At 64.0% G+C, this 21,334-nt stretch carries 20 protein-coding genes; 9 read left to right on the plus strand and 11 right to left on the minus strand.

The window, feature by feature from the left end; translation table 11 throughout:
• Window positions 1–4 precede the first annotated feature (4 nt).
• Entirely contained in the window at window positions 5–544 is a 540-nt protein-coding gene (locus AADX97_RS19255; RefSeq protein ID WP_374235326.1) for a methylated-DNA--[protein]-cysteine S-methyltransferase, read from the minus strand.
• 501 nt (window positions 545–1,045) lie between these two features.
• Here AADX97_RS19255 and AADX97_RS19260 point away from each other — a divergent pair.
• Entirely contained in the window at window positions 1,046–1,510 is a 465-nt protein-coding gene (locus tag AADX97_RS19260) for a YcgN family cysteine cluster protein (RefSeq protein WP_374235325.1), read from the plus strand.
• Between the two features lie 140 nt (window positions 1,511–1,650).
• On the opposite strand, the gene yegQ is transcribed toward AADX97_RS19260, so the two are convergent.
• Both yegQ and AADX97_RS19270 read right to left on the minus strand, forming a co-directional pair.
• Entirely contained in the window at window positions 1,651–2,964 is a 1,314-nt protein-coding gene (yegQ, locus tag AADX97_RS19265; protein WP_374235374.1) for a tRNA 5-hydroxyuridine modification protein YegQ, read from the minus strand.
• Window positions 2,965–3,011: 47 nt separating this feature from the next.
• Window positions 3,012–4,187: a ChaN family lipoprotein gene (locus tag AADX97_RS19270; RefSeq protein WP_374235324.1), complete on the minus strand. Its 1,176-nt coding sequence runs from the start codon at window positions 4,185–4,187 to the stop codon at window positions 3,012–3,014.
• 109 nt (window positions 4,188–4,296) lie between these two features.
• Here AADX97_RS19270 and AADX97_RS19275 point away from each other — a divergent pair, with 109 nt between their 5' ends.
• Window positions 4,297–6,450: a M1 family metallopeptidase gene (locus AADX97_RS19275; RefSeq protein ID WP_374235323.1), complete on the plus strand. Its 2,154-nt coding sequence runs from the start codon at window positions 4,297–4,299 to the stop codon at window positions 6,448–6,450.
• 79 nt (window positions 6,451–6,529) lie between these two features.
• On the opposite strand, the gene AADX97_RS19280 is transcribed toward AADX97_RS19275, so the two are convergent.
• The 3 genes from AADX97_RS19280 to AADX97_RS19290 form a co-directional block, all read right to left on the minus strand.
• Complete coding sequence (locus tag AADX97_RS19280) at window positions 6,530–8,698, minus strand: alpha-amylase family glycosyl hydrolase (RefSeq protein ID WP_374235322.1); 2,169 nt, start codon at window positions 8,696–8,698, stop codon at window positions 6,530–6,532.
• 196 nt (window positions 8,699–8,894) lie between these two features.
• The gene (locus AADX97_RS19285; RefSeq protein ID WP_374235321.1) at window positions 8,895–10,016 is read right to left on the minus strand and encodes an AI-2E family transporter; all 1,122 of its coding nucleotides are present in this window, start codon (window positions 10,014–10,016) and stop codon (window positions 8,895–8,897) included.
• Window positions 10,017–10,436: 420 nt separating this feature from the next.
• Window positions 10,437–11,111, minus strand: coding sequence for a Fe2+-dependent dioxygenase (locus AADX97_RS19290; protein ID WP_374235320.1), 675 nt, complete (start codon window positions 11,109–11,111; stop codon window positions 10,437–10,439).
• Window positions 11,112–11,270: 159 nt separating this feature from the next.
• Between AADX97_RS19290 and AADX97_RS19295 the strand changes: the two genes are divergently transcribed.
• Together AADX97_RS19295 and AADX97_RS19300 are read left to right on the plus strand one after the other, a co-directional pair.
• Complete coding sequence (locus tag AADX97_RS19295; RefSeq protein ID WP_374235319.1) at window positions 11,271–11,861, plus strand: hypothetical protein; 591 nt, start codon at window positions 11,271–11,273, stop codon at window positions 11,859–11,861.
• A gap of 7 nt (window positions 11,862–11,868) precedes the next feature.
• Complete coding sequence (locus tag AADX97_RS19300) at window positions 11,869–13,656, plus strand: SLC13 family permease (protein WP_374235318.1); 1,788 nt, start codon at window positions 11,869–11,871, stop codon at window positions 13,654–13,656.
• Between the two features lie 14 nt (window positions 13,657–13,670).
• On the opposite strand, the gene AADX97_RS19305 is transcribed toward AADX97_RS19300, so the two are convergent.
• Window positions 13,671–14,105 carry a pyrimidine/purine nucleoside phosphorylase gene (locus AADX97_RS19305; RefSeq protein WP_374238607.1) on the minus strand — a complete coding sequence of 145 codons (435 nt, stop codon included), beginning with the start codon at window positions 14,103–14,105 and terminating at the stop codon, window positions 13,671–13,673.
• Here AADX97_RS19305 and mepA point away from each other — a divergent pair.
• On the plus strand, window positions 14,104–14,973 hold the full coding sequence (gene mepA / locus AADX97_RS19310) for a penicillin-insensitive murein endopeptidase (RefSeq protein WP_374235317.1): 870 nt from the start codon (window positions 14,104–14,106) through the stop codon (window positions 14,971–14,973). The genes AADX97_RS19305 and mepA overlap by 2 nt on opposite strands.
• A gap of 93 nt (window positions 14,974–15,066) precedes the next feature.
• On the opposite strand, the gene AADX97_RS19315 is transcribed toward mepA, so the two are convergent.
• From AADX97_RS19315 to AADX97_RS19325, 3 genes are read right to left on the minus strand one after another with little or no spacing between them, the layout of a single operon-like run.
• Window positions 15,067–15,459: a hypothetical protein gene (locus tag AADX97_RS19315; RefSeq protein WP_374235316.1), complete on the minus strand. Its 393-nt coding sequence runs from the start codon at window positions 15,457–15,459 to the stop codon at window positions 15,067–15,069.
• Entirely contained in the window at window positions 15,459–16,070 is a 612-nt protein-coding gene (locus AADX97_RS19320) for a 2OG-Fe(II) oxygenase (protein ID WP_374235315.1), read from the minus strand. The genes AADX97_RS19315 and AADX97_RS19320 overlap by 1 nt, the downstream gene beginning before the upstream one ends.
• Before the next feature lie 59 nt (window positions 16,071–16,129).
• Window positions 16,130–16,294 (minus strand): hypothetical protein, encoded by a 165-nt coding sequence (locus AADX97_RS19325; protein ID WP_374235314.1) that lies wholly within the window; start codon window positions 16,292–16,294, stop codon window positions 16,130–16,132.
• Between the two features lie 341 nt (window positions 16,295–16,635).
• Between AADX97_RS19325 and AADX97_RS19330 the strand changes: the two genes are divergently transcribed.
• A complete protein-coding gene (locus AADX97_RS19330) occupies window positions 16,636–17,589 on the plus strand; it encodes a DMT family transporter (RefSeq protein WP_374235313.1) in 954 nt (317 codons plus the stop codon).
• Between the two features lie 236 nt (window positions 17,590–17,825).
• On the opposite strand, the gene AADX97_RS19335 is transcribed toward AADX97_RS19330, so the two are convergent.
• The gene (locus AADX97_RS19335; protein WP_374235312.1) at window positions 17,826–18,380 is read right to left on the minus strand and encodes a hypothetical protein; all 555 of its coding nucleotides are present in this window, start codon (window positions 18,378–18,380) and stop codon (window positions 17,826–17,828) included.
• Between the two features lie 128 nt (window positions 18,381–18,508).
• On the opposite strand from AADX97_RS19335, the gene AADX97_RS19340 reads away from it, so the two are divergent.
• The 3 genes from AADX97_RS19340 to ccmB all read left to right on the plus strand — a co-directional run bounded on the left by AADX97_RS19340 (window position 18,509) and on the right by ccmB (window position 21,325).
• On the plus strand, window positions 18,509–19,615 hold the full coding sequence (locus AADX97_RS19340) for an Sfum_1244 family protein (protein ID WP_374235311.1): 1,107 nt from the start codon (window positions 18,509–18,511) through the stop codon (window positions 19,613–19,615).
• A 411-nt stretch (window positions 19,616–20,026) separates the two neighbouring features.
• Entirely contained in the window at window positions 20,027–20,647 is a 621-nt protein-coding gene (gene ccmA, locus AADX97_RS19345) for a cytochrome c biogenesis heme-transporting ATPase CcmA (protein ID WP_374235310.1), read from the plus strand.
• Window positions 20,648–20,653: 6 nt separating this feature from the next.
• Window positions 20,654–21,325 carry a heme exporter protein CcmB gene (gene ccmB, locus AADX97_RS19350; RefSeq protein WP_374235309.1) on the plus strand — a complete coding sequence of 224 codons (672 nt, stop codon included), beginning with the start codon at window positions 20,654–20,656 and terminating at the stop codon, window positions 21,323–21,325.
• Window positions 21,326–21,334 lie beyond the last annotated feature (9 nt).

A 21,334-nucleotide genomic window follows, 5' to 3' on the forward strand; every position in this document is an offset into this window, starting at 1 on the left:
TCATCTAAACCGCGTCCGGGAAAAATCCACGGGGAAACTCCGGCAGCGGACCCGGCTCAAACGCCTGTTCGGACCGCGGACGCGGTTTACGGGCCTCGTGCGAGAGAAGCCAGCGTTTGACCTCAAGCTTGCGTCCACTTATATCGCCCGAGAAACCGCCGAGGCCCTTGACCCCGACCACTCGATGGCAAGGCACCACGATCGGACAGGGGTTGGCTCGACAGGCTTGTCCGACCGCACGCGGAGCGCTCCCGAGTCCTCGCGCAATCTCGCCGTAGGTGCGGGTCTCGCCCGCGGGGATCCGACGCAGCTCGGCCCAGACCCGTTGTTGGAAATCCGTGCCGTTCAGCGCAACCGGGAGATCGAAACCGTCCGACGGTTGCTCGAAGTAGGCCAAAAGCTGTTGCCGTATGGCCGACGGCATCGCTTCCGAGCCCACGTCGACGCACGCGGCCGGCGGGTCCAGATCGACGCCGGTCAAGGTCTCGCCGTTCCAATGGATGGCGATCGCGCCGATGGGGGTTTCAACCAGAGTGTGCGGCATGGTGTCTTCCTCTGATGATGTATCGGCAGCCGGTCGTCGGCCGAGGCGACGTCGGAGTGATCTTAGCCCGCTCCGTTGCACCGGAAAAGGCAACGTCAGCCTGTGGATAAGTCTGTGGGCGAGTTATGAATTAGGGAATGCAAGCAGTGTCCATGTCACTGTTTTTTGGAAGCCCCTGACCAAGAGAAATGATACGCTAATAATAAAAACAATGGATTAAGGATTTGCTTGGACAATGAACGAGCAGGCCCGAAACTTCCGAGTCTCCCGTCGGGCGATGCGTATCGGTGTGCATAAGGTCTCTGCGGCTCGATCCGGGTTCGCAAGAAAGTCAAGTCTCCGTGTCTCCGTGTCTCCGTGTCTCCGTGAGAGGCATTACGAGCTGGACCTAGGTGCCGGCGTTAACGGATTCGGTAGTGATCGGCCCGCCCGATGCGGGGTGCATCGACCGTGCGGATCGATCAAGATAGGCGATATCAGTGACCTGTGGATATGCCCGAGATGAGCGAACCCGATCAAGGCCCGGTTGAAGGAATGGCGAGATTCTGGGAAACGACCCCGCTCTCCGCCATGAACCCCGAGCAGTGGGAGTCGCTCTGCGACGGCTGCGCGAAATGCTGTCTCGAGAAGTTCGAGGAAGAGGAGACCGGGGACATCATCTATTCGCGCGTCGCCTGCGCGCTTCTGGATCTCGACACCTGCAGGTGCAGCGATTACGCCGATCGAGCGCGGCGCATGCCCGACTGCGTCACCCTGACACCTGCGGCGCTGGCTTACTCGCGGTGGCTTCCGGAGACCTGCGCCTACCGGCTGTTGGCCGAGGGCAAGCCGTTGCCGACCTGGCATCCGCTGATCACCGGCGATCCGGATTCCGTCTTGGAGGCCGGGCAGAGCCTGTACGGGCGGGCGATCAAGCCGGGGCCCAACGCAGACCCGCTCATGCATCTCATTGATTGGATTCGCTGAACCCGGTTTCTGGCGCAGCGTTGTGCTTCCTGTCGTCAGCACAACCTACGGCGGTGATCCTGGACGCGCCGTGGGTTGTGCCGAGCCACGCGAGGCACAACAGGCCGGCGGAACCTTGTGCTTCCTTTGGTGAGCGTCACCTACACGGACGATGAGGCGAGGGGCTCGGACAGTATTCGGGTCAGCAGCGCGTGCCCATCGAGGGCCGAGGAAACCGGTGGCGGGACGGGGATGCGCACCTCCCAGCCGTCTCCCGGCGCGAGTTGAAGCTCCGTATCATCGTCTCTGCGCATGGATTCCAAGCGGAAGCGGTGATTCCCGGCCGGGGTCAAGAGCTCCAGCTCATCACCCACCGCGAAACGGTTCTTGACCCTGACGTCCGCCCAACCGTCGCTGCTGCCGGTGACCTCGCCGACAAAGATCTGCCGCTGGTTGCGCGAGGCCCCGTCATCGTAGCTCTGCAGCTCGCTCGGGGCATGACGCCGGTAGAAGCCCTCGGTGTAGCCACGGTTGGCAAGCCCTTCCAGATCGGTCAGCAGATCGCTGCGGAACGCACGCCCGGCGAACGCGTCGTCGATCGCGGCACGATAGACTTGGGCGGTGCGCGCGACATAGTAGTGCGACTTGGTCCGTCCTTCGATCTTCAGCGAATCGATCCCCATCGCCACCAGCCGCGCGACATGCTCGACGGCACGCAGATCCCGCGAGTTGAGGATATAGGTCCCCTGCTCGTCCTCGAAGATCGGCAGATAGGAGCCAGGGCGCTCGCGCTCTTCGAGCAGATAGACCTCGTCGGCGGCCGGATGCCGCGACGCGCCCGCGGTGTTACCCGCAATGTCGATGGACAGGTCCGGACTCGGTGCGTGTGGCTCGGTCGACACGGCACTCGCCACCCGATAATCCCAACGACACGCATTGGTGCAGGCGCCCTGGTTGGCGTCGCGATGATTGAAGTAGCCCGACAACAAACAGCGCCCCGAGTAGGCGATGCAGAGCGCGCCGTGCACGAAGACCTCGAGCTCGACGTCCGGGCAGGCGGCGCGGATCTCGGCTACCTCGTCCAACGACAGCTCGCGCGAGAGGATGACTCGCGAGACCCCCTGCGCCGCCCAGAAGCGCACCGCCGCGGCATTGGTGGTGTTCGCCTGGACCGAAAGGTGGATCGCCTGATCCGGCCAGCGCTCGCGCACCAGCATGATCAGGCCGGGGTCGGCCATGATGAGGGCGTCCGGACCCATCGCGACGATCGGCTCCAGGTCAGTGACGAAGCTCTTGAGCTTGGCGCCGTGCGAGAGGATGTTCGCGGCCAGATAGAAGCGCTTGCCGTTCGCGTGCGCCTCGGTGATGGCGCTCGCGAGCGTCGCGCCGTCGAAGGCGTTATTGCGCACCCGCAGGCTGTATCGGGGCAGGCCCGCATAGACTGCATCGGCCCCGTAGGCGAAGGCATATCGCATGGCCTGCGGCGAGCCCGCGGGCGAGAGCAGCTCCGGTCGCCGAGGGCTCAACGCAGCTCCACCTGGAAGCTCAGCCGCTCGTCGGTACCCAGCTTGCGCTCGCGCAGGACCTCGACGGGCATCTTCTCTCCCGGCCCCTTGTCGAGCAAGGCGATGCGCACATCGGCATAGGCACTCACCGATTGGTCGCCGATCTGTACGATACGATCTCCTTCCTGGAGACCCGCATCCTTGGCGCCGCTCGACTCCGCGAAGCCTTGGACGAGCGCACCGCCCCTGTCGATCCCCGATTCGAGCATCACGCCGAGCAGACCGGACGGGGGCAGCGCAATCTCCTTCGGATAGAGAAAGAAGTCCGCGGCGGCCGGATCCATGCCGCGCTGGGTCCCGTTGAGGATGGTCACCGACGGGACATCGAGACGGCGCGTCAGCCGACTGGGGATCCCTTGCCCGTACTCGACATGCCCCGATCCGGCCAGCACGACGAGCGTGCGCCCGGGGTTCGCCTCGAGATAGGTCGCCGCACGCTCGGCCATCCCCTCGTCCCAGAGGAGCTGGACCTCGATGAAGTTCTCCACGTCCTGCTTGCGCTCGCTCGGGTGCATCGCGAAGACCGCCTCGATGCGCTCGCGGTAGGTTGGGTCGCTGCGATCGATCTCGGCCGGGATCCGTGCGCGCTCGGCCTCGGTCAGACCCGCGATGCCGACCTCGCCGACACGCCGGGTCAGCTCGGCCTCGAGGTTCAACGCAATCACCGGGATGCCGTGCTCCCTGGCGAAACGCAGGATAGGACGATAGAGCCGGTAGTCGAAACGCCAGCGGTCGAAATATTCCGTTCGGCGCAGAAACTCCGCCTCGTCGATCTCGCGAGCGATATAGGCGTCGATCGCCGCCTGATAGGGCTGTTGGAAGAACTCCATCCCGATTGCCAGGGGGTTACCGCGCGCGTGCAGACCTTCGATCACGGCCAGTTGGTTGAGGTGGTCCTCGTAGCGGTCGTGGCTCTCCCCGACAAAGACGACACGCCGATCGGCGATGCGATCGAGCAGACCGCTCATGTCCGACAGCGCGGCAAGATGCAGGACACGGGTTTCCGGGTCGGGCGCCGGCGACACGTCCGCTTGTGCGGGGGGTGTCTTCTGAGGCGCAGACCCGGTCCCTGCGCAGGCCCCGGACACCAGCACGGCCGTGACGACGAACAGCGACAGATGAAAGTAGGACACGAAAAATCCTCTCTGGTCATGAGCCGATGCGGCCCGCATATATGTTGACGGCGCAATGCGGACAGCTCGCTCGCGCTCCCGATCCCTCAGCCGCCTGGACCCTAGACTGATGCGAAACCCGTTCGTTTCAAGCCTCTTGCTCTTCCGTTCGATCCTTCTCGGGTCGATCCTTCTCGGGTCGATCCTTCTCGGGTCGAACTACGTTTCGGCAGACGCCGTGCTCGTCGATCACGCGATCGAGGCCCATATCGACCCCGCTGCGGGCACCCTGCAGGTGCGGGATACGCTGACACTCCCGGACGACAGAGCGGAATGGTTGTTGCTGCTGCACGCCGGGATGGAGCCGAAAGTCACCTCCGAGAATGCGCGAATCGACATCGCCGAACGCCTTGGGCATCTCACCGGCTACCGGCTTCGCCTCACCGGACCCGGCGCCGTCACCCTGACCTACGGCGGGGCCATCCGTCACGCACGCGAGCAGATCGCCGAGGGCATGGGCCGTGCCCGCGAATGGTCGCGCGGCACCATTGCACCCGAGGGCGTCTTTCTCGACGGCAACAGCGGCTGGTATCCGCGCATCCCGGACAGCCTTCAGACCTTTCGGCTCGCGGTGTCGCTCCCGGACGGCTGGACCGCCGTCTCGCAGGGCGAGGGGCCGGGCGATCCGGCAAGCGGCCTGTCCACCTGGCGCGAGAGCCATCCGCAGGACGACATTTATTTGATCGCAGCACAGTTCGAGCGCTATGTCGATCAAGCTCAGGCCGGCGACACCGAATACGAGGCTCAGGTTTACCTGCGCGAAGCGGACACCGCCCTTGCACAGCGATATCTGGACGCGACCGCCACCTACATCAACCTCTATTCGGAATTGATCGGCGCCTATCCGTTCGCCAAGTTCGCGCTGGTCGAGAACTTCTGGGAGACCGGCTATGGCATGCCCTCTTTTACTCTTCTAGGCCCCCAAGTCATCCGCCTGCCGTTTATCATCCAGACGTCCTACCCTCACGAGATCCTCCACAACTGGTGGGGCAACGGCGTCTATGTGGACTACCAAGCCGGCAACTGGGCCGAGGGGCTCACGACCTACCTGGCCGATCACCTGATCCGCGAGCGCGCGGGCGAGGGCTGGGTCTATCGGCGCGAGATGCTCAAGGGCTACGCCGACTATGTGCGGGACAGTAGCGACTTTCCGGTCGTCGCGTTCCGCGGCCGGCACGGTGCGGCCTCCCAGGCGATCGGCTACGGCAAGAGCGCCATGCTCTTCCACATGCTGCGCCGCCAGCTCGGCGACGAGGCGTTCAAGGCCGGCCTCCAGCGCGTTTGGACCGACAACCGTTTCCGTGTCGCCGACTTCGATGATCTACGCCGCTCGTTCGAGGCCGCGAGTGGGCGCGATCTTGCCGCCTTTTTCGAGACCTGGACGACGCGCGCCGGTGCGCCGAGACTCCGACTGGCGGACGTGGCCGTGGCCCCCGACGGCGGGGGTTTCGCGCTGACCGGCCGCATCGAGCAGACCCAAGGCCGCGAGCCCTTCCCCGTGCGTGTCCCCGTACTCGTGCATCAAGAGACGGGCGACCCGGTCAGTCTCGTCGTCGACCTCACCGGAGCAAGCGCGGACTTCACGGTCACCCTGCCGTCCGCGCCGGTCCGGGTCGCGGTCGACCCCTGGTTCGACGTTTTTCGGGAGCTGCTCCCGGGCGAGACACCCGTCGCATTGAGCAACCTCTTCGGGTCCGACCTCGGGCTCATGGTCCTGCCCGCCGGGGCACCCGATGCCTTCAAGGACGGCTACCGGCGTCTCGCCGAGGCATGGCAGACAGGTCACCCCGGCTGGGAGATCCGGTGGGACGACACCCTCAAGGCGCTGCCCGAGGACCGGGCGGTCTGGCTGATGGGTTGGGAGAACCGTTGGCTCGATCGATTTGCACAGATGGCGCAAGGCGTCGTGCTGGAGCCCGAGCAGCGTCGACTCCGACTTGGCGGCGACAACCCGCTCGACGGCGCACAGGTCAGCCCCGTGCTGACTGCGTGGCGGGACCGACAGCCGCTCGGCTGGCTCGCCGCGAGCGAGCCGGCCGCACTCCCCGGTCTCGCTCGCAAGCTGCCGCACTACGGGAAATACAGCTATCTCGTCTTCACCGGCAGTGCGCCCGACAATCAGACGAAAGGCCAATGGTCCTCGGGCGATTCCGAGCTGGTGACCTGGCTCGGCCCGAAACGCGAACTGCCGCCGCTCGCGGAGCCTCCCGCGTTGGCACCCTAAACCGCGCCGTCTCCAGCGGTCGTCAAATCCGCCGGGGCCGATCCCATCCAAAAACATCGCATACCGTACCGGGCGCGGTTCAGCGCAAATATACCCCGTCCTCGCCGATCTTGCCCGGTCCGTCCAGGACATAGATGCCGGCCGAATTGGCCTTGACGTGGAAGACCAACCGACCCCGACATACCTGCTCTTGGCCGGTCACGGCGTCGCGATAGATCCCCGGCCGGATCCCGTCGATCCCGATCTCCTGATCCGAGCCGATGGAGAGACCGACCACCACATAGGTCCCGCTCTCGGGATGATCGCGCACGAATCGCATCCCGCTGCCCCATTCGGCCAGATGGCTCAACCCGGCCTTTTGGAGTGCAGGAATCGCACGGCGGATCAGGTTGAGGCGCTGGATGTGGCGATAGAGTGGGTTGCTCTGCGTCGCGTCGAGACGCGCGTCCGTCAGGTGATCGCCGAAATAGGCGCGACCGGTCTGATGCAGGGTGTCGCGCTCGCCTTCGACATCCTGCGGCGCGCCCTTCATGAACTCGATCTCCTCGCCGAAATACAAACAGGGGATCCCGCGTACGGTCCAGATGAGGTTGTAGGCCGCGGCGGCCATCCACTGCTCGCCCTTGAAGCGGTACTTGAAGTCGTTGTCCGGACCGACATCGTGGTTCTGCAGAAAGGTCACCAGCTGAGTCACGTCGCCGTAGATCCAGTCCATGCCGAGGATCTGAGCGGTACCGGCATAGGTGCCCTTACTCACGGTATCGCGGAAGGTCGAGAAGAGGCCGAAATCGAGCTGCGGGAAGCCCGAGTCGCCGCCGGATTCGGGATCCTGCGGGTCATGGCCGAGACGCGTGTACCACCAGGGGCGGATCTGCGATGGACCGTTGTCGCCGCCGCCGAGATCGCCCCACCCGTAGCCCTTGACCAGATTCTCGCCGAACACGAAGAGACCCGGCTTGTGGGCCTTCCAGGCATTGATGTATTCGAGCAGGTTGTCGCGCTCGACATGCTTGACGGTGTCGATGCGCAGCGCATCCACGCCCATGTCCAGATAGCGGTTGATCGCGCCGATCAGATAATCCTTGACGTTTTGGTGCTCGGTCGCCAGGTCGATACAGTCGCCGGCCAGGTGCTTGTGCTGGAGCGCATGGGGGCTCTCCCAATCGCCGCCGCAGATGAAACCCTCCTGGTGATACCACTCGGGGTCCAGATCATCGGGGTCGACACCGAAGAAACGCCCGGGGTTGTAGCCGGGCTTGGGCACCGTCTCGCCGGTCTTGGGATCGACCAGCGGCTCGATGCCGTCGGGATCTCGCCCGTGGCGCTCGCGGTACCATCGGGGCGCGACCGGGTTATCGATGTCGTCGCGATTCGGCCAGACGTAATTGCCGAGGTGGCCTTGGTAGGGTCCGTGATCGACCCGCCCCTGCTCCGCGCCTTGCGGCACGTAATACTTGATCGGGAGATGGTCGATATGCACCTGCCCCCGGATGCCGTACTGGCAGGAGTGGTTCACGACGACATCCTGGATGATCTTGACGCCCTTGGCATGGGCGGCGTCGATCAGATCTTGGTAGGTCGCTCCGGATGACTCCAGGCGCGGATCGATGCGCGTCCAGTCGTAGGGGTGATAGCCGTGGTAGTCGAGACCGGAGCGGTTCTCCACTGGCGGCGTGATCCAGATCGCCGTGAATCCGAGATCGCGAATGTAATCCAGGCGTTGGATCAGGCCCTTGAAGTCGCCGCGCCAATGGGGATCGACCGGATGGCCGGCCTCGTCGAGCTGGATGCGGTCGCGGCAGAAGAAATTGTTCGAGGGATCGCCGTCGTAGAAGCGCGTGGTGATCAGAAAGTAGATGGTCTCCTCGCGGAAATCGCTCCGCTCGGAGACCGGGCGCAGCTCGGTCGTGAAGCTGGGCACGGGCCGCAAAACGCGCGGCGGCTCGGCGTCCTTCACGGACCGCACACGATGACCGGGACGATGATCGTGCCAGTGACTCCTGGCGTCGAGCCAGCCGTCGGCATCGCGAAAGTGGTCGTGCGTCTGATGACCTTCGCCGTCGGTGAAGACCAGATGTGCCGAGCGGGTTCCGGGCAGGCGGATCCGATACCAGTGCTCGTCGAGCGCCTCCATCGGCACACCGGGCCAATCGGTACGAGGCCCGATCGGCTGGGCATCCCAAACGTGGGCGCGGACGATCGCGCCCCAGCCGGGGCGGCGCTCGAAGTGGAGGATCAAATCGGACATCGATAAAGACTCCGTGTCTCGGGAAGAACGGTTTCGAACAAATCAACTCGACGAAATACCTTAGCAACGCTCGTCGTCGTCGTTCTTGTCCTCGTTGTCGTTGTCGTTGTCGTTGTCGTAATCGAAAACGACAACGACAACGACAACGAAGGGATTGGATGCTCGAATTATTTCAGACACGTTACTCCGGAAAGATTCAGCCTTGCGGCGCGGGATCCTCCGTCGATGGCATCGTAGCGGAATGCCCGCCGGACTCTGACCCGCCGTGCAACCACGCGAGGAAGAGCTTGTAGCCAAGCACCAGGACGACGGAACCGACGAAGAGCCCGATGATTCCGGCACTCAGGAAACCGCCGATGGCACCGACGAAGATAACGGCCATGGGGACATCCACCCCGCGCCCGAGAAGGATGGGCTTCAAGATGTGCTCCAGGCTGTACACGAAAAGACTCCAGACCAGAAACGCGAGGAAGGTGAAGGTTCCGACTTGGAAAAAGACATAGACCAGAATCGCCACCGTGATCGGAAGGATCCCGATCTGGACCACGCACATCACGAGCGCCAGCAGCGCCCAGAGTCCGGCCGCGGGGACACCGACCGCCAGCCACCCCAGCCCGGCGAGGAGCGACTGAATCAGAGCGACACCGAGAATGCCACGGGTCACGCTGCGAATGGTCGCCTCGGAGAGCTTGGCGAACTCGACGCCACGCGCACCCGCCAACCGCCGTGCAACGGCAACGCTCGCGCGCTGTCCTGCCTCGGCCTGAGCGAGCAGAAAGCCCGCAATCAGGATGGCGACGAGGATGTGCAGCAGCCCCACCCCGGCCCCGCCGGCCACCCCGATCGTCCAATGCAGGGCAACCTTGAGCTCGGGCTCGATCTGCACGAGCACCGACCTGAAATTCGACGTGCCCTCGGCCCAGACACGGGCGATGTCGTCGCCGATCAGCGGCAGCTGCGCAACGGTATCGGGCAAGGGCGGAATCTTCAGCGACTCGTGGCTGAAGGCATCGATGAGGGTGTGCACCTCCCCGACGAGCGAGGCACTGAGCAGCAGCGCCGGGACCAGCAGCAGCGCAAAGCAGAGCAAGGACATGATGACGGCGGCGAGGATTCGACGCCCGTCCAGGAGGTGCGTGAGCCGGTCGTAACCCGGATAGAGTCCGATCGCGATGATGATCGCCCAGGCAAAGGGCACGATAAAGGGCCGCATGATCTCGAAACACCAGGCGACCAGGATCGCGACAAACGCGATCCGGATGAAGGCCTCGACCGCTCGGTCCAAGAAGACGCGATCTCCGTCACTGGCCTGTTGCATGCTCGCCCCCTTTACTCTTGATGACAGCGTTGTTTGCCCGCTTAAACCGCGCCCGGCGCGGTAGACGATGTTCTCGGATGGGATCGACTCCGGCAGACTCGACGACCGTTGGAGCCTGCGCGGTTTAAGAACCCTTCAAAAACAACCGAAACGCGTAGGATGGGTAGAGCGAAGCGAAACCCATCCAGCCCGCGCCGAACGATACCCCGGGCGATCCCCGAGCGCGACGAAGACTCGACGCATGTTGTGCTCCGTCGTGGCCGGACGTGGGCTGGTGCAGCACGGCAGATGTGTCGAGACCGTTCGTTGTCGTGGTCGTGGTCGTGGTCGTGGTCGTGGTCGTATCCGATGGTCGATTACGACAACGACAACGACAACGAAAATGATCTCGGACGGTCTCGGAATCTCTGCGCCGCTCCATTAGAGATCACTCCACATGCGCACCAGGTTCGCGTAGGAGCGATCGACGTAGGCGGTGGTATCCTCCTCGGGTGCGGTCTTGAGCAATCGCTCGCGGGCGAGATTCAACTCGTAGAGCAGCTCTCGGCGTGCGGGATCGCGCACGTAGCTCTGGATCCAGGTCAGGGCGACCAGACGCTCCCCGCGCGTGACCTCCAGCACCCGGTGCAAGCTCGAGGAGGGATAGACGACGGCATCGCCCGCGGCCGGTTTGATCCTCTGCTCGCCGAACGGGGTGCGGATGGACAGCTCGCCGCCGTCGTAGGACGCGGGGTCGTTGAGAAAGATCGTCATGGAGACATCGGATCGGAAACGCGGACCGGTCGTCCCCATGATCGGATCGTCGACATGCTCCCCGTAGGCCATGCCCGGGGTGTAGCGGGCGACGATGGGATCGGCGACCCGATGCGGCAGGACGCCGAACCGAAAGGTCTCGTGATGGCCGAGACTGGCCATAATGATCCGAATGAGCCGCTGCATGCGCTCGGGATCCGGGCGCAGCTCTTCGTTGTGCTTGACCCGCCCCGCGGCGAAGCCGGCGGTCAACTTGCCGTCCACAAAGGTTGCGCCGGCGATCGTCTCTTGGATCTTCGCGATCTGAGCGGTATTGAGAAGCGCCGGGATGGTCAACAACATGCTGTGCTCCGAGGACGACCCGACGCGCGTCGCAATCGCCGCAGCCGCAAAAAGAGATCAATAGACTGAGAACGCGTCTCGGCATCGAACCTGCGCGAGGTCGAGCGCGCTCGGTATAGTAGTATCCGAGACCATCACCAACGACGTGCGAGGCAACCGATGCTTCTGAAAGCCATCATCGACGATCGGATCTACGAGCTCAACGTCCCCGATGCCCTGATCGGCCAGGCTCAGCCCTTTTTCGAGAAGCTCGACCTGGATATGGATGCCGGCTGGCAAATGAGCCGGGAGTGGGTCGAAAAACCGGATCGGCTGCAGCGTTGCCAGATCGTCGCCGACAAGCTGCTCACCGCGCTCGAGTCCGAGAACCAAAAGCTCGGGATGATGATGGCCGGCTATATCTTGGCGCGTCTTCCGGGGGTCGAATCGGTCGAGCTCGACGTGCAGGGCGAGATCCAAAACAACCGCTTCAACCTGACCGAGCATCGACCCGCCGAAGAGACGCCGCGCACTGCGACGAATCCCGGCGGTCTCGACAAGCTCGGCAAGCTCGAGGCGATGGAGCAAGCCGGCAAGGACGTGACCAAGGTCTTCAAGGTCGGTCGCGGCTGGCGGTTCTCGGTCTTCGACCACGCGACCGGCACCTGGCAGGACTCGCCGCTCGCACCGACCGAGGACGACGCCTCGCGGCTGCGCCAAGAGGCATTCAAGGCCCGTTACGAGGCCCTGCAACGCGGACGCGATCACTGACGAGGACATGAGCGCCTTGATGCAACTCGGCTGGGAGGGCTGGTTCAGCCTGGGCATCGTGGTGCTCTGCTTCGGGCTTTTCGCCTTCAGCCGCGCCGCACCGGATGTCGTCACCGCCGGGGCACTCACCCTGCTGCTCCTGTTCGGCATCCTGACCCCGACGGAGGCACTGAGCGGTTTCTCCAATCCGGGCATGCTCACCGTCGGCGTGCTCTACGTGGTCGTCACGGGCCTCACCCAGACGGGCGCCGTCGGTTGGATCGGCCCGGGGCTGCTCGGACGTCCGCGCGGACCGACCGATGCGCGGCTGCGCCTGATGTTGCCCGTCGCGGGTCTGAGCGCATTCCTGAACAATACGCCGGTCGTGGCCATCTTTATCCCGGCGGTGCAGGACTGGGCCAAGCGACACCGCCTGGAGCTCTCGCGCCTGCTCATTCCGCTCTCCTACGCCAGCATCGTCGGCGGCACCTGCACCCTGATCGGGACCAGCACCAACCTAGTGGTCAACGGGCTCTATACGGAGCGCCTCGGCGGCGAGGGGCTGGGACTCTTCGAGCCGATCTGGGTCGGCCTGCCCATCACGATCGCGACCCTTGTCTTCATGCTCACGGCGGGACACTGGCTGCTCCCGAAACGGACCTCCGCGGCCGCCAGCTACGAGGATGTCCGCCAGTACACCTCCGAGATGTTGGTCGAGCCGGGGAGTCCGCTGATCGGCAAGAGTATTGAGGACGCGGGATTACGCCAGCTTCCCGGATTATTTCTCATCGAGATCGAGCGCGGCGAGCAGGTGATGGCGGCGGTGTCCTCGCAGGAGGTGCTGCAGGCCAACGACAGGCTCGTCTTTGCCGGAATCCTGGATTCGGTGATGGACCTGCAACGCACGCGCGGCCTGATCCCGGCGACCAATCAGGTCTTCAAGCTCGACGTACCGCGTCCGGGACGCTGTTTCGTCGAGGCGGTGCTGTCGGATAAATCGCCCTTGGTCGGCAAGAGCGTGCGCGCCGGGCGGTTTCGCAATCGCTACGACGCCGTGATCATCGCGCTGGCGCGCAACGGCGAGCGGGTCGACCGCAAGATCGGCGATATCGTGCTGGCGCCGGGCGACACCCTCCTGCTCGAGACACGGCCGGACTTCGTGGAGCAGCAGAAGAACTCGCGCGACTTCCTGCTGGTGAGCCAGATCGGGGATTCGCATCCGCTCAAGCACAAGCACGCGCCGGTCGCCATCGCCATTGTGGTCGCGATGGTCGCCGTCGTGACCGCGGGTTGGCTCGGCATGCTCGAGGCCGCACTGCTGGCCGCTGGGCTCATGATCCTCACGCGTTGCACCGACAGCCGCACCGCGCGGCGCTCGCCGGACTGGCAGGTGCTGGTGGTGATCGCGACCTCCTTCGGCATCGGCGCCGCCTTGGAGAAGACGGGCGCGGCCTCGCTGGTGGCCGGCGGTCTGATCGGGCTGGCAAACGGAGACCCCTGGGTCACGCTCGCCTTGGTTTTTACCGCGACCGCCCTCCTCACCTCGCTTGCGACCAACAACGTGGCCGCGGTGCTGGTGTTCCCGATCGCCGTGCAGGCGGCTCAAGCCATGGGGGTGTCGCCCGAGCCCTTTATCCTGACCCTGATGGTCGCGGCATCCGCCAGCTTCGCCACCCCCATCGGGTATCAGACCAACCTGATGGTGTTCAACGTCGGCGGCTACCGCTTCGGGGACTTCGTGCGGATCGGGGTCCCCTTAACCTTGGTCGTGGGATTGGTGACGGTCCTGGTCGTGCCCCTCGTCTGGTCCTTTTGACCAAATGGCCTCGATTACGCAAGAGCAGGCCGGTCAAACCCGTAGGTTGTGCTGACGTCAGGAAGCACAACATCCGCCGACGGTGGTGCCTCGCACGGCTGCATGATGCCGAGTGTCTTCTTGCTGCCGTCGGGAAAGCGGATGGTGCGGCTGGTCACACCGCCGCCGAAGTAGCAGTTAGGCGAACTCCGGAAACCTTCATACCAAGGGAGTAGGTTGTGCCGAGCCGTGCGAGGCACAACCAACCGTCGGCGCAAGTTGTGCTTCCTATCGTCAGCACAACCTACGGGTATGGAAGTTTGCGGAAATCGCCTTAGCCTTCTTGACGACGGTTCTGCCGGGCTGATCCCATCCAGAAACATCGCATACCGCGCTGAGCGCGGTTTAGGAGCTATCCGCGTATCATGCGCCGCAGTCTCTTTAGCTGGAAGTCGTTCAGGAGAAGCCATGACCCGGATCACTCAGGTCCGCGAGCTCGGACCCGCACTCGCCCTCTGCATCGTCGGCACGCTGCTCCTTGTTGCGGCGCAGAATAGCCAAGCAACGCCTTGGGCCGCGGTCGCAGCGCCGAGCAGCGGGCCGCCGGAGGTGATCGGCGGCGTATCCAATGGCTGCATCGGCGGTGCCGATCCGCTGCTGGAGACCGGACCCGGTTACGTGAGCATCCGTCGTCATCGCAATCGCTACTACGGTCACCCTGATCTTCTGCGTTTCGTCGAAGACATGGGGCGCGCCCAGCAGGCGCGCGGCGAGCGTCTTATCATGATCGGCGATCTGAGTCAGCCGCGCGGCGGGCGCATGCCATCCTCCCATCGCAGCCATCAGAACGGGTTGGATGTGGATATCTGGTTCACGCTGGCGGACTCCCCTGCCGCGGCCCGGCGTATGATGGACGATCGCTCCGATCCACAGAGTATGGTGCAAGCCGGCGGGCGCTCGGTCAGCGCGGCTTGGGGGCCGGCCCAGAGCAGTCTGATCGAGACGGCCGCACGCCATCCGGATGTCGATAGGATCTTCGTCAACGCGGCGATCAAACAGGCTCTGTGTCAAAACAGCGGCGGCGCCGATCGGGATTGGCTCCGCAAGATCCGCCCCTGGTGGAAGCACGATGCGCATTTTCATGTGCGGTTGCGCTGCCCGGCCCGAAGCCCGGATTGCGAGTCACAAGCCGCGCTGACCGGCGACGACGGCTGCGGGGCGGACCTAGCCTGGTGGCTGAGCGACGAGGCACTCAAGCCCTCGAAGGGCGGCGGCAGCGCGGCGAAGCCCGAGCCACGTATGCCGCAAGCGTGCAGCGCGGTCCTGCGCGATTTCTGATCGCCGAACCCGTCATCTGCTCGCCCGTCCGGTGAATCGGCGAGCGAGCGCATTCCAACGTCTTTCGTTGCGAACTTTGCGCCTTTGCGTTTCTCAATCGCTCGGCGTGACGGCCCGACGCAAGGCCGCCTCGACCCGCGCCGGCGCGATCGGAAAGGCGATCGCCTCGAAAACCGGAAAGCGCGCGGTCATGGCGTCGAGCTTGTGTCGGTATTCACTTTGGTAGAAGCAAATCACCTTGACCTCGGGATGTCGCTGCAAGCGTGCCATCAGCGTCTCGAGGTTGCTGGTGCGATCGCGAAAGTCGGACTGGAAGTTGTATTCGGCGACGATCACGTCCGGAATATAGCGCTTGAGGGCCGCCTGCGCCTTGCGCTGCGAGGCGACCACCTCGACCTCGAATCCCAGGTTGCGGTAAAGCGTGGTCAAGTTGGGGTAGCCGCCGAGCTCGACGATGGCCAGGAGGGTTGGGGCCAGATTGCTCATCAGGCGAAGACCACCCAGGTGGTGGCGATGTATTTCACGCCGGTCCGGATGACTGCCGCCCGGTGCTCGTGGGTCCAGAAGGGCGGAAAGAGGACGAGCTTGCCGCGCTCGGGACGGACGGAGACATCTTGATAGAGGAACTCGGTCTCCCCGCCCGGCCCCGGTACGTCGTTCAGATACCACAGCGCCACCAACTGGCGTTGACTCAGCTCATGACTGCCGCCGTCGACGTGCCAGTGATAATACTCGCCGGGTCTGTAGCGCTGGACCTGGTAACCTTCGTCCTTGAAGGGCCCTTTGAAATAGGGGTAGGTCTCGCGAAATTCCTTGATCGCGGCAGCGAGCGAGCCGAAAAACATCTGGTCGACATCCTTCCAATCCGGCTTGTTGCTCACGACCAGATCCGTGGTGCGCTTCACGCCCGGATCCTCGGTGCGAAGCTGCCCGACCCGCCCGGCATACTGGTATTCGGGCTGGGCCTCGAAACGCTCGATCACGGCGTCGCAGAAGACGGGCGGAAGCGCCAATGGCCGCTCGAAGATGAAGCTCCCGGCCTTCACCTCGCGGATCGTGGGCAACGGTGGCAGGGTACGTTCGACGGCGAAGGTCATGGCGGCTGAGTCGGCTCTTGAGTGTGACGGACTATTGTCCGGACCCGATGCGGGCAAGGTCAAACCCCAAGCGGCGGGCGAGCATCCCGATCGGGCGGCTCGCAGGCCGCACGCATCGACGGGAAGTCGAGCGGCAGGACTCCACGGTCCGGGAAGTCCTCGCCGATATTCACCCGCAAGCTTGAGTCGGGGATCGGCGATGCGATATGGGGGACTTCGGGCATCGGTGTGGCCGACGCTCCGGTTCGAGATCGGACTCGTGTGCGATCGGCCGCGGATTGTGCGCTCGACGCCCGCGGCATTTCAACCGACACCCGGCCGGTCTTTACCGTCGATCAGTTTCCAAGATCTCTCACGGAGACACGGAGAGCACGGAGGATTCGAGATCTTTCTGTCGTGCCCTCCGTGTCTCCGTGAGAGGAATCGCGAGCTGGAACCAGTGGGCCAGCGTCAACTAATCGGTGGCAAGCGGCCGTTCGATTGGCATCGAGATCGTGGATATGTTTGAGACAGACACTCGGACGCCAGCCGTGCCGACCCAAACCGACCGATCGCAGTCCCTCCCGTGCAACTGACCCGGCGGCATCGCCTCGCGGACTGGGTCATGCTGCTGTCGCTGACCCTGATGTGGGGTACCTCTTTTCTCCTGACCAAGATTGCGGTCGGTGGCCTACCGCCCGATCTGGTCGTGGCGGGACGTTTGGTCGTGGCCGCAACGCTGCTTGTCCCCGCAGCCTGGATGCTCGCGACCCGGCCGGTCGGCGGCGCGCGGCTCTGGATCTTCTACGTCCTGATCGCCGTATTCGGCAACGTCCTGCCCTTTTCCTTGATCTCTTGGGGCCAGACCTTTATCGACAGCGGTCTGGCCGGGATCCTGATGGCCGTGATGCCGTTGGCGACACTGGGACTCGCCCACTTCCTGGTGCCCGGCGAGCATCTGACACGCTATCGCGCGGCTGGTTTTGTCTTGGGGTTTGCCGGTGTCGTCGTGCTCGTCGGCCCGGACGCCTTCTCGGATCTCGCCAACGGGCAAGGGCACCTGCTGCCGATGCTGGCGGTGCTGGGCGGGGCCATCAGCTACGCCGTCTCCTCGATCCTGGCGCGTCTTCGGCCGGCGAGCGATGCGCTCTTCAGCGCAGCCTCCACCATCTCGCTGGCGTCGCTGATGATGGTGCCGATCCTCTTCATGACCGGGGATGTCGTCGGGGGTGGCGGATTACAGGTCGTCCCGGAGACACCGCACCTGATCGCGGTCGCGCTGCTCGGCGTCTTTGCGACCGCGATCGCGACCATCGTCTATTTCAGACTGGTGAAATCGGCCGGTCCCTCGTTCGTCTCTCAGCTGAACTACCTGATCCCGCTCTGGGCGGTCGGCGTCGGGATGCTCTTCCTCGGCGAGGAGCCCGAGCCGAATCATCTCTACGCGCTCGGTCTCATCCTCTGCGGCATACTGGTCACCCAATTGGAACGCCGCGGCACCGCGCCAGCGCGAGATCCGGCTCCGCGTCGGTCGGGGTAGGTCGGGATAGAGTGGTTAGTGGTTAGTGGTTAGTGGTTAGTGGTGAGGTGATTTCCGGAAAAGGATCTACCGGCAGAGGCCGAACCAGGAAAAGTGGCCGAAGGCTCTACTCGTTGTCGTTGTCGTTGTCGTTGTCGTCCGGAATCCGATGACGACAACGACAACGAAACGTTCCGCAACGGTTTCGCTCGAGACTCACGGCGTCAGGGGCTCCATCCCTTGCGGAGACATCGGACTCACTCGAACAGATCGCGGAAGGCCTTGGAGAAACGCTTGTAGGCATCCCATCCGTCCTTGTCCATGACCTGATCGATGACCCAGCGGTTCTCCTCGCTCGGACCCATCAGGGACTGGATCTCGAATCCGAGATGGCGCAGGAAGGCGTAGCTCGGACCATCGTCGGCGAATTGGTAATCGGCATACTCGCCCGAGCGTGCGTTGAGCCGGGCGATGAAGGGTCCGCCGTAGTCGCCCGGACCCAGCAGGTCCTGCGTGTTGTCCTGCACATGCTCGAAGACCTTCTTCGCGAAGGCGGTGATCAGGGTGCGGCGGTCCTCGTCCTCCAACATGCCGTGCGACATGCGATCCGCGATCTGGATCAGGAAGACCAGGTACTCCTCGATCACGTCCAGGCGTTGACGATCGCTCTCGTAGACGAAACGCTCGCAGTGCAGATTGATCGCCTTGTCCACGGCGATCCGCCAGGCGATAAAGGCCAACGCACTCGCGATCTCCGGGAGCGAGCGCTCCTGATCATCGTTCCACCAATGACTCTTGATACGTAATGCCACGTCCGACTCCTGTTTCGCGACTTGTTTGGACCGACGCCGCCCCGAGATTTGGAAAGGCGGCGCGAAGCTGATAGCTTGATGTCCTAGTATTCTACTCAGAAAATCCCCTTCCGGCTCGAGGTGTAGAGATGCCGAATCCTGCAATCAGCGCGCTGGCCGAGGCCGTGCAGTACAACTGTCACATCTCGGACGCGCGCCACGGCGCCGATGACTCGCTCTGCATCTACCTCATGAAGATGCGGGAATACTTCCGCTGGGAAAAGCACCTCCCTTATGGTGTGTCCTTGGAGCGCGGGCAAGTCGGCGAGTGGCTTCAAGCGCGCGAGCAACTCTGGGAAGAGCTCGAAGAGGCAGAGATGCGGCCCATCGAGATCGACGGCCAGCGCTACGACCCCTTCGACGCGGAGGCCATCAACAGCCGACTCGCCCCGCTCGGTTTGGTCTACAGCGGCGGGCTCGGCAACCGTGCCAAACCGCACTTCGTTCTCGGCGCGCTCGAGCAACTCCGCTCGAGCGAAGGTTATTCGGTCATCGTGGTCGCCGACGAGTATGCTCGGGACCTGACCGCACCGCCAGCCATGACCCTGGGTCGCACCATCGTCGTGCGGCGCGAGTCCCTGCGGCGCTACTTATGGGAGAAGCTCGAAGGCTGGCGCTGGCACCGTCCCGACAACGCGCTCGGACGCGCCTTCGCCTGCTACGACTTCGAGGGCGCACTCGAGGCGTCGCTCGACGCCATGACCGAGCGCGAGATCAAGGCGCTGCTGCTGCACGAGCAAGGCGAGTACGAGGCAGGACAGCGGCTTGGAGAGGAGTGGAATCCCATGCTGGCGGCGCTCGTCAACACACCTGCCGAGCTCATGGCCCGTGCGGTGCGCGACCATCTTGCCGATTGTCTCGTGACCCTGCCGACACTGGCCAAGGCGCGCGAGCCGGCCTCGCTGCACTTCTATATCGGCACCCTCACCGGCATGCGTCTGCATCTTTTTCCGGCGCTGCGCGACGCCTATGCGACCTGGCAGGAGACCGACGCGATAGACGCGTTCGCGCGACTCGCGGATCAAGGTCGCGCCCATTGGGAGCGGGTCGCCGAGGAGATGCTCAGGCTTTACCGTCGACACGGCGGCGAGACGCCCCGGGCAATCCACGCCGAGGGACCGGATGAAAACCCGGAAGGGAGCCCGGAGGCCGTCGCGGACGCGATCAGGCATCTGGTCGAATCACATCGACTCTAAACCGCGTCCAGAGCGAGATGCTAACTTTCGAGTGAGCTCGAAGTTTGGTGAATCCACGACCCTTAGCGGGGAACGCGGTTTAAAATTTTATATTTTTTAATACTTTAAACCGCGCCGGCTCCGGCGGTTCTGAAATCCGCCGAGGCCGATCCCATCCAAAAACATCGCATACCGCACTGGGCGCGGTTTAGCACCGGCGCGCGGAATCCGCAGACGGCCCGGCCGAACATCCGCCCGCGCGAGGCGATCCTGCCGGAAGTCGGTCTCGGCGCGGTTGTGGAATCCGTACCCAGCGTATATGGTTGCTCGCCGGCCTCGGCCGGAGACAGACAAGAAGCGGACTCAACCAGATCCGCATTGCGATCGAGCGCCCGTCGCGTTCGGATTCATACAGGGAACCCCTTCGTTTCGATGTTATTAGAGGTGACACAGCTCGAATGCCGGCGCGGCGACCGCATGCTGTTCTCCGGACTGGACTTCGCCGTCGCGGGGGGCACCCTCCTGCACGTGCGGGGCGCGAACGGCAGCGGCAAGACGACGCTCCTGCGCTCCTTGTGCGGGCTGTTCACGCCGGACTCGGGCGAGATCCGCTGGAACGGCGAGTCGACACGTCGTCTCGGCGAGGACTATCGGCGCGACCTGCTGTACTTCGGCCATTTGAACGGCATCAAGGCCGACCTGACGGGTATCGAGAATCTCCGTGTCGCCGCGACCTTGGACGGAGACCGCGTCGACGATTCCGCGATCTGGGCGGCTTTGGCGCGAATCGGCCTAGTCGGTTTCGAGGATCTGCCCACGCGCATGCTGTCGCAGGGCCAGAAAAAGCGCGTGGCCTTGGCGCGGCTGATTCTGAGCAATGCGCCGCTCTGGGTCCTCGACGAGCCCTTCACCGCCTTGGATGTCGGCGCCGTGGATCTGCTGGAGATCCTCATCGCCGAGCATGTGGCTCACGCGGGCATCGTCGTACTGACGACTCACCAGGAGGTCGGTCTGACCTCCGGTCAGGTCGAATGCCTTCAACTCGGGAGCTGACGGACCGTGCTGCGTGTCTTCTGGTGCGTTCTACTGCGTGATCTGACGCTGGCCCTGCGGCGACGCACCGACGTCTTGACCACACTCTTTTTCTTCATCATCGTGGTGAGCCTGTTTCCGCTGGGCGTGGGCACCGAACGGCAGATCCTGCAGATCCTCGGCCCCGGGGTGGTCTGGGTGGCGGCCCTGCTCGCCTCGATGTTGGCGCTCGAGCGTTTGTTTGCGGCGGACTACGAGGACGGCACGCTCGAGCAGATGGTCTTGACGGCGCAACCCTTGTCGTTGCTGGTGTTGGCCAAGATCACGGCACACTGGTTGCTGACCGGGTTGCCGCTGGTCCTCATCGCCCCGCTGGTCGGCATGCAGTACCATCTCTCCGACGACGCGATCCTGATCATGATGGTCGCCCTCTTGCTCGGGACACCCGTGCTGAGTCTGATCGGAGCGATCGGCGCAGCACTGACCCTGGGGCTGCGCGGCGGTGGGATCCTCTTATCCTTGCTGATCCTGCCGCTCTACATCCCTGTACTGGTCTACGGGGCCGGGGCGGTGACGGCAAGCGGCATCGATATGGCGGACACGCGTCCCTACCTCACCCTTCTCGGGGCGTTTTTGGTCGCTGCACTGACGTTCGCGCCGCTGGCATCGTCGGCTGCGCTTAAGATTTCAATCGAATAAACCGAGGGA

This window comes from Thiocapsa sp. C2-2m (assembly GCF_041903745.1).
Taxonomy (GTDB): Bacteria; Pseudomonadota; Gammaproteobacteria; order Chromatiales; family Chromatiaceae; genus Thiocapsa; species Thiocapsa roseilacustris.

What these genes read in the sequence shown, in the direction of transcription:
- AADX97_RS19285 (WP_374235321.1), bottom strand. Translation starts at nt 10,016, where the DNA reads ATGCAACAGGCCAGTGACGGAGATCGCGTCTTCTTGGACCGAGCGGTC.
- AADX97_RS19325 (WP_374235314.1), bottom strand. Translation starts at nt 16,294, where the DNA reads ATGCCCGAAGTCCCCCATATCGCATCGCCGATCCCCGACTCAAGCTTG.
- AADX97_RS19295 (WP_374235319.1), top strand. Translation starts at nt 11,271, where the DNA reads ATGCTTCTGAAAGCCATCATCGACGATCGGATCTACGAGCTCAACGTC.
- AADX97_RS19340 (WP_374235311.1), top strand. Translation starts at nt 18,509, where the DNA reads ATGCCGAATCCTGCAATCAGCGCGCTGGCCGAGGCCGTGCAGTACAAC.
- AADX97_RS19320 (WP_374235315.1), bottom strand. Translation starts at nt 16,070, where the DNA reads ATGACCTTCGCCGTCGAACGTACCCTGCCACCGTTGCCCACGATCCGC.
- AADX97_RS19255 (WP_374235326.1), bottom strand. Translation starts at nt 544, where the DNA reads ATGCCGCACACTCTGGTTGAAACCCCCATCGGCGCGATCGCCATCCAT.
- AADX97_RS19280 (WP_374235322.1), bottom strand. Translation starts at nt 8,698, where the DNA reads ATGTCCGATTTGATCCTCCACTTCGAGCGCCGCCCCGGCTGGGGCGCG.
- AADX97_RS19290 (WP_374235320.1), bottom strand. Translation starts at nt 11,111, where the DNA reads ATGTTGTTGACCATCCCGGCGCTTCTCAATACCGCTCAGATCGCGAAG.
- AADX97_RS19300 (WP_374235318.1), top strand. Translation starts at nt 11,869, where the DNA reads ATGAGCGCCTTGATGCAACTCGGCTGGGAGGGCTGGTTCAGCCTGGGC.
- AADX97_RS19315 (WP_374235316.1), bottom strand. Translation starts at nt 15,459, where the DNA reads ATGAGCAATCTGGCCCCAACCCTCCTGGCCATCGTCGAGCTCGGCGGC.
- AADX97_RS19305 (WP_374238607.1), bottom strand. Translation starts at nt 14,105, where the DNA reads ATGGCTTCTCCTGAACGACTTCCAGCTAAAGAGACTGCGGCGCATGAT.
- AADX97_RS19275 (WP_374235323.1), top strand. Translation starts at nt 4,297, where the DNA reads ATGCGAAACCCGTTCGTTTCAAGCCTCTTGCTCTTCCGTTCGATCCTT.
- yegQ (WP_374235374.1), bottom strand. Translation starts at nt 2,964, where the DNA reads ATGCGATATGCCTTCGCCTACGGGGCCGATGCAGTCTATGCGGGCCTG.
- ccmA (WP_374235310.1), top strand. Translation starts at nt 20,027, where the DNA reads ATGTTATTAGAGGTGACACAGCTCGAATGCCGGCGCGGCGACCGCATG.
- mepA (WP_374235317.1), top strand. Translation starts at nt 14,104, where the DNA reads ATGACCCGGATCACTCAGGTCCGCGAGCTCGGACCCGCACTCGCCCTC.
- AADX97_RS19260 (WP_374235325.1), top strand. Translation starts at nt 1,046, where the DNA reads ATGAGCGAACCCGATCAAGGCCCGGTTGAAGGAATGGCGAGATTCTGG.